Origin of the sequence: Brachybacterium endophyticum, assembly GCF_003130585.1 — a bacterium.
Taxonomy (GTDB): Bacteria; Actinomycetota; Actinomycetes; order Actinomycetales; family Dermabacteraceae; genus Brachybacterium; species Brachybacterium endophyticum.
The window spans coordinates 494,136-505,977 of record NZ_QFKX01000001.1 but is presented as its reverse complement, the minus strand read 5'-3'; the positions used below and the strand labels follow the sequence as shown (position 1 = coordinate 505,977).

Sequence of the window (11,842 nt, the reverse complement as noted above, 5' to 3'; positions counted from 1 at the left end):
TCGGGCCTGCCGTGGATCCTCAGGACCGCAGCGCCTCCCGGTGCGCCCTGCCGCGCAGGGTCGCGATGGCCACCGCGCTCACGGCGCAGGTGGCCATCACGTAGTAGGCGGGCACGTCCACGTTGCCGGTCGCCTCGATGAGGCTCGTGATGATGAGCCCCGCGCAGCCGGAGAACACGGCGTTCGAGAGCGAATAGGCGAGGCCGAGGCCGGTGTAGCGCACGGTGGTCGGGAACATCTCGGCCAGCATCGCGGGGCCGGGTCCGGCGATCATGCCCACCACGAATCCGGCGACGAACACCGCGCCGCCCTGCAGCGCGGCCCCCGATTCGGGATGCTGCAGCAGGTGCAGGAGGGGCAGGGCGAGCACGAGGATCAGCACCGTGCCCGCGAGCATGACGGGGCGCCGGCCGATGCGGTCCGAGAGCCATCCGGCGGGCAGGATCGAGGCCGCGAAGCCGGCGTTGGCGACCACGGTCGAGACCAGCGACTCCTGGAACGTCGCCCCCAGGCTCGACTGCAGATAGGACGGGATGACGACGAGGAACGTGTAGCCGGCGGCCGACCAGCCCATCAGTCGAGCGATCCCGCTGCCGATCGCACGCACGGTCTCTCCGAGCCCCGGGCGAGCGGGCGCGAGGGGGCGCTCGGTTGGGCCGTCGGCATCGGCGCGACCCTCGGGAGCGACGCGGGTGTCGGCGCGGCCAGGGGTGCCGGCCGCCTAGAAAGCCGGTGTCTCCTCCAGTCGCAGTCGCAGCCAGAGGGCGACGGCCCCGAGCGGCAGGGCGACCAGGAAGCCGATCCGCCAGCCCCAGGCGGTGAGGGCGTCCTCGCTGAGAACCGTCGCGAGCAGCGCCGAGGTGCCTGCTCCGACCAGCAGGCCGAGCGCCACGGTGAAGGACTGCCAGGCGCCGTAGAGGCCGCGCCCGGGGCGAACTCGGTCATCACCGAGACCGCACCGCCGAACTCCCCGCCGGCGGAGAGCCCCTGGATGATCCGCACGAGCGTGAGCAGGATCGGCGCGGCCATGCCGATCGCGGCATGGGTGGGCAGGCATCCGATCAGCGCGGTCGCCACCGACATCGTCACCAGGACGATGACCAGGGTGGGGCGTCGGCCGATGCGGTCTCCGATCCGGCCGAACAGGGCCGCGCCGATCGGGCGGAAGAAGAAGCCGATCGCGAAGGAGGCGTAGGTCGCGATGAGCGCGTGGAGGCCGGACTGGTCGCTCGCGGAGAAGAAGTGCGCGGCGATGATCGTGGCGAAGAAGCCGTAGATCCCGAACTCGTACCACTCGATGAAGTTGCCGACGCTGCCGGCGACGATCGCGCGACGGCGGGCTACCGGGTCCGGCGCGGGGACCGTGGTCGTCGGCGGGTGCGCGGCGGGGACCGCGGCCGGCGACCGGTCGGGATCGTTCGTCATCGAACTCGTCCTCCTGTCACGTTCCGGTCGCGCTCACGCCTCCCGCGTGCCCTGGATCAGGCCGATCAGGTGGTCCAGCACGCCTTCGCCGCTCGCTCGCAGACCGTTGTGCTGGTACTCGCTGGTGACCCAGCAGGTGGCATCCGGAAGCAGGTCGGCGGTGGCCAGGGAGAACTCGCGGGGCACGTACGCGTCGCCGTAGTAGACGGCCGCGGCCACGGGGACGTCGGCCGCCCGCAGCGCCTCGGGATCGTAGAGGGCCGGCCAGGTGCGCTCGGCGAGCAGCTCGGCGGCCTCCGCCCAGGGCGCGAGCTCGGGGTCCTCCGTGATCGCCTCGCGGTGCATGTGCTCGCCCGCGAGCAGCGTCGGGTCCGCGCGCACACGATCGGGCATGGTGCGTTCGGCCGCCCAGCGCATCGCGACGCCGTCGGCCCAGCAGGACTCGTGAAGGACGGCGTAGATCGGGTTGCGACCGGCGAAGGGCAGGGCGCCCGCCAGGTCGTGGCGCAGGACAGGGCTGGTCGGCTCGTTCTCCAGCAGGTAGTGGAGTTTCGCGGACCCGCCGGAGGCTCCCAGCAGGTGACCCAGCCGTCGCAGCCGCTCCACCCCCACGATCTCGCCGTCGCCCAGCACGAGCTCTCCCGCGCCGGCGAGCTCGGCCAGGCGGCGCATCCGCTCGCGATCACCGGGGAAGCGGGCGTAGTGCGCCTCGCTGCGCGCGATCATGCCGTCCCAGGTGGTCGCGTACACCTGGTCGAGATCGGGCCCCAGCTGCGGGATGCCGCCGGTGAACATCGCACCGGTGAGGGAGGCGGCGCGGTCGCTGAGGTAGCGCAGGGTCGTGAAGCCGCCGAACGACTGCCCGAGCAGCGTCCAGGTCTCGGCGCCGAGCGCCTCGCGCACCAGCTCGGCGTCGCGGACGATGGCGTCGGCGCGGAAGTGGGAGAGGTAATCGGCCTGCTGGGCGGGGGTCGCCTGGCGCAGGGTGGTGGTCGCCTCCGGCGGGGTCCCCGGGGGCGCGACGGTCGGGATCGCGCCGGTGGGCAGCGGTGTGTCGAGGCCGACGGGCGTGGAGAGGCCCGTGCCCCGCTGGTCGAGCATGACCACCTGGTAGTCGCGCAGCGCGCGGGGCAGCCAGGGCGGGTTCGCCGGGGTCACGGAGGGACGGGGCGCCTCGGATCCCGGTCCGCCCTGGAGGTAGACGAGGTAGGGGCGGTCCTCGCCACCGGGCGCGGTGGCGACGCGCGCGAAAATCTCGAGCTCGGGGCCCGAGGGGTTCTCGTGGTCCAGCGGCGCGTCCACGCGCACGTCGGTCAGCTGCAGGCCGGGCAGGTTCCAGGTGGTCAGGCGCGGGGAGGAGGGCATGGACCCACCTTAGGCGGGCAGCGTGGTCATGCCGGGGAAGAACTCCCAGTCGAAGCGGTGCAGCTGCCCTGGCGTGCCCTCGCGGTCGAGGGCCCGGTCCACGATGATCTCCGACATCCGCGAGAACACGTCCTGGACGCCGTAGTAGCTGATGGGGCCGAGCATCTGGGCGTCCGGCGGGACGTCGCCGATCGAGATGATCTCGAGGTCCTCGGGGACCCGGATCCCGGCGCGCAGGGCGGCGATCTGGAGCGCGGTGGCCAGGTATCCCGTGGAGCAGATGACGGCGCTCGGCGGGTTGTTCGACCCCAGCCAGGCCTGGGCGTACTCGAAGGCCGCCTGCCGGTCGCCGCCGCCGGCATGGAGGTCGTGGGGGCCGTCGCCGTGCTCCGCCGCGGCGTCGAGGAAGGCGACCGGGCGCGAGGGGTACGTCGGCCGGTCCCCGGGGGTGATCGCCGATCCCGAGAGCATCGCGACCCTGTCGTGGCGCGCGCGCAGACGCGCGTAGGCCGCGTGCACAGCCTGGACCGGTGAGGAGTGGACGACGTCGAAGCGCTCGGGCTCGAGGTGGACGCTGAAGGCGACGATGCCGCCCTGGCCGCGGGCCAGGTGACGCACCTGGTCGGGCCCGTCGGGCGTGAAGTCGATGCTGGTGACGAAGGAGCAGTCGAAGGCCGATCCGGAGAGGAACTCGAACCAGCGCTCGTCGCCCAGGATCAGGGTGGAGAGGTCCTGCGGCAGCGCCCGGTCGCGCACGGCGCTGGCGAGCCCCAGGCCCCACGGGTCCTCGACGGTGCCGAGCGCCAGCACGATGCCGCCGCTGCGGCCCGTGCGCAGCGACCGCGCATTGCGGTTGGGTACGTACCCGAGCTCCTCGGCCGCGGCACGCACCTTGGCCTTGGTCGTGGGCGACCCCGAGGAGCGCACTCCCCCGCGTCCCGAGAGCACGAAGGAGGCCGTCGCGGCGGAGACGCCGGCGTGCTTGGCGACGTCGGCGAGGGTGGCGGGCCGTCCGGCGGCGTTCATCGCTGCCCTCCTGCGGTGGACGTGGACGTGGACGGGGACGGGCTCGAGGCCGAGGCCCCGGAGGTCGAGGGCGAGGTCCCGGGGGTCGAGGGCGAGGTCCCGGGGGTCGCGCGGTCCGCGGTCGGCACGGTGGCGAGATGGACCTCGAGTCCGGCCTCGCGCAGCGCGTCGAGCGCGGCGGGGTCGGCGCCGGCATCGGTGACCAGCCCGTCGAGGTCGCCGACGGAGCGGATCCGGGCGAAGGCGTTCGCGCCGATCTTGGAGGAGTCGGCGAGCACCATGACCTTCTCGGCCCGCTCGGCCAGGCGTGCGGAGATCAGCGCCTCGGCCTCGTCGTGCGTGCAGGCGCCGTCGCGCTCGTTCAGCGCGTCGACGCCGATGAACAGCAGGTCGATGCGGATCTGCTCGAGCATCTGCTCGGCCCAGCCGCCCACCAGTTCGAAGCTCCCCCCGCGCACGATGCCGCCGGTGACCACGAGCTGCAGATGGCGGCGCACCGCGAGCTCCTGCGCGATGTTCAGAGCGTTGGTGACCAGGGTGGTGGGGCGAGCAGCTTCCCGGAAGGCATCCCGCGCCGCGAGCTCGTGGGCGAGCGCCGTGGTCGTGGTGCCGCCGTTCAGGCCGACGACCATGCCCGGGTCGAGCAGGTCCACCGCGAGACGTGCGATCGCGTCCTTGGCATCGGCGTGACGGGTCGAGCGGTAGCGCATGGGCAGGGCGCTCGCGTCGGGATGGGCGGAGGCACCGCCGTGGCTGCGGATCACCAGTTGCTGGGCGGCGAGGCTGTCGAGGTCGCGGCGCACGGTCGCCGCGGAGGCCGCGAGATCGCTCGTGAGCTCGTCGACGCGCACGTGACCGCGCTCGATGACGAGGTCGAGGATGCGATCGAGCCGTTCGCGTCGGCCGCGGGCGGGGGCGGGAACCTGAGTTCGGGCGGGAGCGGGAGCGGACGTGCTGGCGGGTGCCGGGCCCGTCGCCGGGTCGCCCCGGCCGTCGGAGGTCTCGTCCTCGTGCACCGCTCGCCTCCTCGTCCGTGGTCTCCGCGCCGTGTGCTGCAGGTCCGCGACGGGGCGCCGGCGGCGATGTCGCGCGCTGCGAGCCTATGCGACAGCGCTTCCCACACGCTGCGGTCGTCGGACATCCGAGAATCTCCCCTCGCGCAAGTGCGTGACATTGCGCGGTTTCTTCCTATACGCTCACAAACACGCACTACTCATCGAGGAGACACCATGACCTCTGCAGCCGAGGACCAGGAGCGTCGCGTGAGCGCGACCGAGGTCGAACTGCGCTCCCAGCCCGAGACCTGGCAGCAGGCGATCGACCTGCTGGGCCAGGTGAGCGAGCAGCTGCCGGCACCGGGCGAGCGGGTGCTCGTGGTGGGCGCGGGCACCTCGTGGTTCATGGCGATCGCCTACGCGAAGCTGCGTGAGGCGGCCGGCCAGGGCGTGACCGATGCGCTCACCCCGACCGAGGTCTCCCCCGCGCGTGAGTACGACCGCGTCATCGCGCTCTCGCGCAGCGGCACCACCTCGGAGATCATCGACGTCCTGAAGAACCTCCAGGGGACACCGAGCGTGCTGATCACCGCCGTGGCCGACGGCCCCGCGGCCGAGCACGCCGACAGCGAGATCGTCCTCGACTTCGCCGACGAGACCTCGGTGGTCCAGACCCGCTTCGCCACCAGTGCGCTGGCGCTGCTGCGCGCCTCCCTCGGCGAGGACCTCACCGGCGCGATCGCCGACGCCCGCACGGTCCTCGACCGGGAGATCGAGCAGTCCTGGGTCGATGCCGAGCAGATCAGCTTCCTGGGCAGCGGATGGACCAAGGGCCTCGCCGACGAGGCCGGCCTGAAGATGCGCGAGGCCTCGCAGTCCTGGACCGAGTCCTACTATGCGATGGAGTACCGCCACGGCCCGATCGCGATCGCCGAGCCCGGGCGCATCACCTACCAGTTCGGCCCCGCACCCGAGGGTCTGGCCGAGCAGACCGAGCAGGCCGGCTCGACGTTCGTCGAGTCGGGGATGGACCCGCTCGCGCAGCTGGTCGCCGTGCACCTGTGGGCCGTGCGCCGGGCCGAGGCCAAGGGCCTGGACCCGGATGCTCCGCGGAACCTCACCCGCGCCGTCCACCTGCACTGACAGACAGGATCGCCTGCACGATGACGAGCTCGCCCCCATCCCTCACGGCGCGCCCCGCGATCGGGGTCGACGTCGGCGGGACCCGCACCAAGTTCGGCGTGGTCACCGCCGACGGCGGCCTCGCGATCCCCTTCTCCCTGCCCACGCCCCACGACCCGGCCGAGCTCGCGACGATGGTCGCCGAGCAGACGGGCCGACTGCGCGCGCAGGCCTCGCTCGGGGCCGACGTCCCCGTGGGCGTCGCGGTCCCGGGGATCGTGGACGAGGAGGGCGAGGTCGTCGAGCTCGCCGTGAACCTGGGCTGGGAGCAGCTCGAACTGGGCACCCTGCTGCGGCGGGAACTGAGCGGACCGTTCGCCCTGGGCCACGACGTGCGCGCCGGCGGGATGGCCGAAGCCGCCTGGGGCGCGGGCAGGCTGTTCGAGCAGCGCACGGGCGCCGTCGGCGGCGAGCACGGCGACACCCCACCGCTCGCGGACCTGCTGTTCGTCCCCGTCGGCACCGGGATCGCCGCGGCCGTCGTGCACGACGGCGCCGTCTTCGGCGACCGCTTCACGGGGGAGATCGGCCAGGTGCGCGTCGAGGAGCCCTTCACCGGTCGCACCATGCGCCTGGAGGAGGTCGCCTCCGCCTCGGCCATCGGCCGACGCTTCGCCGAGCAGATCGACCCCGCCGCCCACACGCTCGTGACGACCGACGGCGGACGCCCCGCGGCGCGCGCCGTCGTGGACCGCGCTCGCGACGGCGACACGGACGCCGAGCGGATCCTGTTCAGCGCGCTCGACACCCTGGGGCAGGCCCTCGCCACGATCATCTCGAGCGTGGGCACGCTGCCGGTGGTGATCGGCGGCGGCCTCGCCGAAGGCGGACCGATCGTCCTGGACACCCTGCGCGAGGCCATCTCGACCCGGCTGGGCGTGGTCCCCACTCCCCCGGTGCTGCCCTCCTCGCTCGGCATGTGGGCCGGCTGCCAGGGCGCCGGGCTGATCGGGATGGTGCGGGCCCGATGAACCTGGTCCTGCCGACGCCGAAGGGGCGCATCCGATGATCCTGGTCCTGACACCGAACCCCGCACTCGACGTCACCTACGAGGTGGCCGACATCGTCGAGGCCCACGGCGAGCACCGCGTGCAGCGCGTGCGCACCGCTCCCGGCGGCAAGGGCGTGAACGTCGCCCGGGTGCTCACCGCCCTCGGGGAGCCGTCCACTCTCGTGGGCCCACTGGGTGGCGCGCCGGGCGAGGAGCTCGTCGGGCTGCTCGAGGAGGAGGGGGCCGGGGGCGAAGACGCCGGGGCGGAAGCGGCCGAGCCCGAGGTGGCCGATTCTGTCCCGCCGCTCCAGCGCTGGACCCCGGTCGCGGGCGCCACCCGACGCACCGTGACCATCGTGGATCCCGCAGGGGCCACGGGCTTCAACGAGCCCGGGCCCTTGCTGGCCCCGGCCGAGGTCGAGCAGGTCCTCGAGGACACGATCGCCGGAGCCGCTGCCGCCGATGTCGTCGTCATCAGCGGATCGCTGCCGCCGGGCATGGCGCCGGAAGACCTAGGGCGGCTCGTCGGCGGGCTGCGCTCGACCGGGGCGGTCGTCGTCGTGGACACGTCGGGGCCCGCGCTGCTCGCCGCGGCGCGCGCAGGCGCCTCGGTCCTCAAGCCCAACCTCCGCGAGGCCCGCCAGGCGACCGGCATCGAGGAGCCGGTCGCGGCCTGCCGAGCTCTGATCGACCTCGGCGCCGGCACCGTGCTGTGCTCGCAGGGCCCGGACGGCATGCTCGTCGTCACCGCCGATCAGGCGCTCCGCGCACGGCCGCCGGGTCCGATCAGCGGCAATCCGACCGGGGCCGGCGACGCCGCGGTCGCCGCCGTCTCACGAGCCCTGGTTCAGGGCTTCGAGCTCGCCGACCTGCTGCGCGATGCCGTCGCGACCAGCGCGAGCGCCGTCACCCGGCCGGTCGCCGGACAGATCGACCTCGCGGTCGCGCGGGAGCTGCGCGCCGAACTCGTCGTCGAGGCCATCGAAGCGCAGGACCTCGCCGAGTCGCACGAGCCCGCCGAGTCGCACGAGCCCGCCTCCCCCTCCACTCCTCACACCCCGGAGACCCCATGACCCTGAGCGCGCTCGCGCCCCTCGCCCAGCAGGCCGCCGCCGAGCGCCGCGGTCTGGCCGCCTTCAACGTGATCCACCTCGAGAACGCCGAGGCCTTCACCGCCGCGGCCGAATCCGTCGGCCTGCCGGTCGTCCTCCAGATCAGCCAGAACGCCGTGAAGTACCACGGCTCGCTGGCGCCGATCGCCCTGGCCGGCCTCGAGATCGCCCGCCGCTGCACCCAGCCCGTCGTGGTCCACCTCGATCACGCCGACGACCTCGACCTGGTGGACGAGGCCCTCGAGCTCGGCCTCACCTCGATCATGTACGACGGCTCGAAGCTGCCCGACGCGGAGAACCGCGAGCGCACGCGCGGCGTCGTCGAGAAGGCCCATGCGCGCGGCGCGAGTGTCGAGGCGGAGCTCGGCGAGGTCGGCGGCAAGGACGGGGTGCACGACCCGTCGGCCCGCACCGATCCGGGCGACGCCGCACGATTCGTGGCCGACACGGGCGTGGACCTGCTGGCGGTGGCCGTCGGCTCCTCCCACGCGATGACCACGCGCGATGCCGCCCTGGACGTCGACCTGATCCGCGCGATCGCGGCAGCGGTCGACGTGCCGCTCGTGCTCCACGGCTCCTCGGGCGTGAGCGACCAGGGCATCCGCGACGCCGTCGTCGCAGGGATGACCAAGGTGAACGTCTCCACGCACCTGAACAAGGTCACCACCGCCGCCGTCACCGAGATCCTGACCGGAACGAACCCGCCGGTCGACACCCGCAAGTGGTTCGGTCCCGGCCGCGACGCCGGCCGCGACGAGGCCGCCCGGCTGCTCGAGGTCATCGCGGGGCGTCCGGGGGCGTGACCGGGGTGGGCGTGGTGTCCGGGCTGCGGGGCGACGGGCGGGCGCCCGGGCTCCGGGGCGTCCTGGCGTCCTGGCGTCGGGGCGGCGGGGCGGCTTGGCCCGGGCGTCCGGGCTCCGCGGCGTCCGGAGGACCCGTGACCGCGGTGGGCGTGGGCTTCGGAGGGACTAATAGCGCATCTTCTGCCATATATGGCAGATGATGCGCTATTAGTCCCTCCCAGGCCCTGGGCCCCGATGCCGGGCTCAGGAATCGGGGCTCCGGCCCGCCTCAGTCAGCCCGCGTGACCGACGCACCCGACGCGGCCGACGTGCCCGACGTGGCCGACGAAGCTAGAGCCCCCTCACGCCTGCTCAGGCAGCGCCCGCCCCAACCCCTTCACGCCTGCCCGCCGTCGAAGTACTCGCGCACCTCGGCCGGGACCTCGGGGATGTCGTAGGGGACGCCGCCGTGGCGGATGGACTCGGCACCGTAGACGCCGGTGGCGACGGCCTCGCGGGCCGCGATGATCGAGACGTCGGTCGCTCCGCCCTCGCGTACGAAGCGCAGGAACTCGCCCACCAGGTTGGGGTCCGCCCCGCCGTGGCCGCCGTCGCCGCGGTCGATGACCTCCACGGCGTCGGGGCTGCCGGGGCCGCCCTTGCGGGACTCCCAGATGTGGATCTGGTCGCCACCGCCGTCGCCCATGTTCTCGATGCGCCCGGCGTCGCCGATCACGGTGTAGTTGCGCCAGTAGTCGGGCGTGAAGTGGCACTGCTCGTAGGAGGCCAGCACGCCGTTGTCCAGCGTCATGTTGAGCATCGAGATGTCCTCGACGTCGATGACGGGGTTGAGGTCCTTCTGGGCCGTCGGCGGCCAGGTGGTGTCGTCGTACCAGTCCCACATGCGGCGGTCGGAGTTGTCGCGGCGGTCGGTGACGTCGCCGTAGACGGCGAGGTCGCCGATGCCGGAGACGCGCCTGGTGTAGCCGCCGGCCAGCCAGTGGATGACGTCGATGTCGTGGGCGCCCTTCTGCAGCAGCAGGCTGGTGGCCCTCGAGCGGTCGGCGTGCCAGTCCTTGAAGTAGAAGTCGCCGCCGGTGCCCACGAAGTGGCGGCACCAGATGGCGCGGACCCGGCCGATGCGTCCCGAGTCCACGATCGCCTTGAGCTGGCGGATCACCGGCATGTGGCGCATGTTGTGCCCCACGAACAGACGCGTGCGCTTCTCCATCGCCAGCTGCAGCATGGCGTCGGTGTCCTCGACCCGGATCGCCATCGGCTTCTCGGAGAAGGTCGCGATCCCGGCGCCCAGGGTCTGCAGGGCGATCCCGGCGTGGGCGTAGTCGGGGGCGAGGATCATGACCGCGTCGACCTCGTGCTCGGCGAGCAGCTGGTCGACGGACTCGACGTAGGCGACCTCGTCGCCGTAGCGCGCGCGGGCGTCCTCGCGGCCGCGCTCGGAGGGATCCGCGACCACCGTGACCCGCGACCCCTCCCCCGGCTTGTGGGCATGGCGCGAGAGTCCGCCGCGCGCCCCGTAGCCGATGATGCCGATGCGCAGGTCCTCCACGGGGACCACTCTCCTTCGTGTTGTCCGGGGTGTTGTCGTCCGAGGCCTCGGCCCCGGCTCCGGGATCGCCGCCCCGCCTCCGGGGTCGACGACCGCCTCTGCCTGCATCCGCTCCGCGGACACCGGGGCTCTCGCCCCCGCCCCGCACCGTCCTCGCCCTCACCCTCGTCGCCGCGGACGGCGAGACGCATGATCACGATTCGGTGAATGCATTTACAGCGCGACCCAGATCATTTACTGTCTGCAAGAACCTGTCAAGCACCGGGGCTCGACGGGTGAGGCCGATCGGCCGCCTCCTGAACTGCGAGGAGACACATGACTCAGACCACGCCGGCGATCGCCGCGGAGGAAGAGGCGATGTCCCCGCCTCTCGAGCGCCCTCGCGACCGGAAGCCATCCCGCCGCACCGCGAACGGGGATCCCTCCCGCCGCGATCGGAAGGGCGGGCGCCCCCGCAAGACCAGGGACCCGTTCGGCGTCAGGCTCCGGCGCGACTGGCAGATGCTGGTGCTGATGATCCCGGGCGCCCTGCGCCTGCTGCTGTTCTTCTACATCCCGATCTTCGGCAACGTGATCGCTTTCCAGGACTACCAGCCGTACCTGAAGATCACCGAGGCGCCCTATGTGGCGATGCAGAACTTCATCGACCTGTTCAACGACAGCCGCTTCTTCCTGGCGCTGAAGAACACGCTGATCCTCGCGGTGATCCAGCTGGTGCTGTTCTTCCCGGTCCCGATCGTCCTGGCCCTGGTGGTGGACTCGATGGTCACGCCGCGTCTGCGCAAGGCCTTCCAGTCGATCGTCTACCTCCCCCACTTCCTGTCGTGGGTGCTGGTGATCGCACTGTTCCAGCAGATGCTCGGCGGCGCGGGGTTCATCAACAAGTTCCTGCTCTCCCACGGCATGGACGCGATCCCGTTCATGACCAACCCGAGCACCTTCCCGCTGCTGGTCTCCCTCGAGAGCGTCTGGAAGGACGCCGGCTGGGGCATGATCATCTTCCTGGCTGCCCTGGCGAGCATCGACGCCTCGCTGTACGAATCGGCCGCGGCCGACGGCGCCGGCCGCTTCCGCCGCGCCTGGCACATCACCCTGCCGGGCATGCGCCCCGTGATCGTGCTGCTGCTGATCCTGAACCTGGGCTCGATCCTGACCGTCGGCTTCGAGCAGTTCATCCTGCAGCGCGACGCCGTGGGGGCCGATGCCTCCGAGGTCCTGGACACCTACGCCTACTACACGGGCGTGATCGGCGGCGACTGGTCGATGGGCGCCGCGGCCGGGCTCGCCAAGGGCGTGGTCGGCACGATCCTCGTGCTGATGGCGAACAAGGTCGCCCACATGCTCGGCGAGGACGGCATCTACCGAGGGAGCGAGCGATGAGCGCGCACATGACA

11 protein-coding genes are annotated in these 11,842 nt (G+C 72.5%); 5 read left to right on the top strand and 6 right to left on the bottom strand.

The features are described 5' to 3' along the window. Positions 1–19 precede the first annotated feature (19 nt). Genes DEO23_RS16230 through DEO23_RS02175 form a run of 5 tightly spaced genes read right to left on the bottom strand, consistent with a single transcriptional unit; the run spans position 20 to position 4,832 of the window. Positions 20–607: an MFS transporter gene (locus DEO23_RS16230; RefSeq protein ID WP_205678815.1), complete on the bottom strand. Its 588-nt coding sequence runs from the start codon at positions 605–607 to the stop codon at positions 20–22. Then, entirely contained in the window at positions 574–1,425 is an 852-nt protein-coding gene (locus DEO23_RS16225) for an MFS transporter (RefSeq protein ID WP_205678813.1), read from the bottom strand. The genes DEO23_RS16230 and DEO23_RS16225 overlap by 34 nt, the downstream gene beginning before the upstream one ends. Positions 1,426–1,458: 33 nt before the next feature. Beyond that, positions 1,459–2,790, bottom strand: a complete 1,332-nt coding sequence (locus DEO23_RS02185) for an alpha/beta fold hydrolase (protein ID WP_109274347.1) — start codon at positions 2,788–2,790, stop codon at positions 1,459–1,461. 9 nt (positions 2,791–2,799) lie between these two features. Continuing rightward, positions 2,800–3,816 carry a LacI family DNA-binding transcriptional regulator gene (locus DEO23_RS02180; RefSeq protein WP_109274346.1) on the bottom strand — a complete coding sequence of 339 codons (1,017 nt, stop codon included), beginning with the start codon at positions 3,814–3,816 and terminating at the stop codon, positions 2,800–2,802. After that, on the bottom strand, positions 3,813–4,832 hold the full coding sequence (locus DEO23_RS02175) for a DeoR/GlpR family DNA-binding transcription regulator (protein ID WP_205678811.1): 1,020 nt from the start codon (positions 4,830–4,832) through the stop codon (positions 3,813–3,815). Before DEO23_RS02175 ends, DEO23_RS02180 begins: the two co-directional genes overlap by 4 nt. 213 nt (positions 4,833–5,045) lie before the next feature. Here DEO23_RS02175 and DEO23_RS02170 point away from each other — a divergent pair, with 213 nt between their 5' ends. Genes DEO23_RS02170 through DEO23_RS02155 form a run of 4 tightly spaced genes read left to right on the top strand, consistent with a single transcriptional unit; the run spans position 5,046 to position 8,899 of the window. Next, positions 5,046–5,954: an SIS domain-containing protein gene (locus DEO23_RS02170; RefSeq protein ID WP_205678809.1), complete on the top strand. Its 909-nt coding sequence runs from the start codon at positions 5,046–5,048 to the stop codon at positions 5,952–5,954. Between the two features lie 20 nt (positions 5,955–5,974). Beyond that, the gene (locus tag DEO23_RS02165; RefSeq protein WP_109274345.1) at positions 5,975–6,964 is read left to right on the top strand and encodes an ROK family protein; all 990 of its coding nucleotides are present in this window, start codon (positions 5,975–5,977) and stop codon (positions 6,962–6,964) included. Positions 6,965–6,998: 34 nt separating this feature from the next. Further along, positions 6,999–8,057, top strand: a complete 1,059-nt coding sequence (locus DEO23_RS02160; protein WP_109274344.1) for a 1-phosphofructokinase family hexose kinase — start codon at positions 6,999–7,001, stop codon at positions 8,055–8,057. Continuing rightward, entirely contained in the window at positions 8,054–8,899 is an 846-nt protein-coding gene (locus tag DEO23_RS02155; protein WP_109274343.1) for a class II fructose-bisphosphate aldolase, read from the top strand. The genes DEO23_RS02160 and DEO23_RS02155 overlap by 4 nt, the downstream gene beginning before the upstream one ends. Positions 8,900–9,275: 376 nt before the next feature. Here the strand turns inward: DEO23_RS02155 and DEO23_RS02150 are convergent, their stop codons facing one another. Next, complete coding sequence (locus DEO23_RS02150) at positions 9,276–10,448, bottom strand: Gfo/Idh/MocA family protein (protein WP_240613168.1); 1,173 nt, start codon at positions 10,446–10,448, stop codon at positions 9,276–9,278. A 315-nt stretch (positions 10,449–10,763) separates the two neighbouring features. Here DEO23_RS02150 and DEO23_RS02145 point away from each other — a divergent pair, with 315 nt between their 5' ends. Continuing rightward, complete coding sequence (locus tag DEO23_RS02145; RefSeq protein ID WP_420808006.1) at positions 10,764–11,828, top strand: ABC transporter permease; 1,065 nt, start codon at positions 10,764–10,766, stop codon at positions 11,826–11,828. The last annotated feature ends 14 nt before the right edge of the window (positions 11,829–11,842 follow it).

What these genes read in the sequence shown, in the direction of transcription:
- DEO23_RS16225 (WP_205678813.1), bottom strand. Translation starts at nt 1,425, where the DNA reads ATGACGAACGATCCCGACCGGTCGCCGGCCGCGGTCCCCGCCGCGCAC.
- DEO23_RS02185 (WP_109274347.1), bottom strand. Translation starts at nt 2,790, where the DNA reads ATGCCCTCCTCCCCGCGCCTGACCACCTGGAACCTGCCCGGCCTGCAG.
- DEO23_RS02180 (WP_109274346.1), bottom strand. Translation starts at nt 3,816, where the DNA reads ATGAACGCCGCCGGACGGCCCGCCACCCTCGCCGACGTCGCCAAGCAC.
- DEO23_RS02170 (WP_205678809.1), top strand. Translation starts at nt 5,046, where the DNA reads ATGACCTCTGCAGCCGAGGACCAGGAGCGTCGCGTGAGCGCGACCGAG.
- DEO23_RS02165 (WP_109274345.1), top strand. Translation starts at nt 5,975, where the DNA reads ATGACGAGCTCGCCCCCATCCCTCACGGCGCGCCCCGCGATCGGGGTC.
- DEO23_RS02160 (WP_109274344.1), top strand. Translation starts at nt 6,999, where the DNA reads ATGATCCTGGTCCTGACACCGAACCCCGCACTCGACGTCACCTACGAG.
- DEO23_RS02155 (WP_109274343.1), top strand. Translation starts at nt 8,054, where the DNA reads ATGACCCTGAGCGCGCTCGCGCCCCTCGCCCAGCAGGCCGCCGCCGAG.
- DEO23_RS02145 (WP_420808006.1), top strand. Translation starts at nt 10,764, where the DNA reads ATGACTCAGACCACGCCGGCGATCGCCGCGGAGGAAGAGGCGATGTCC.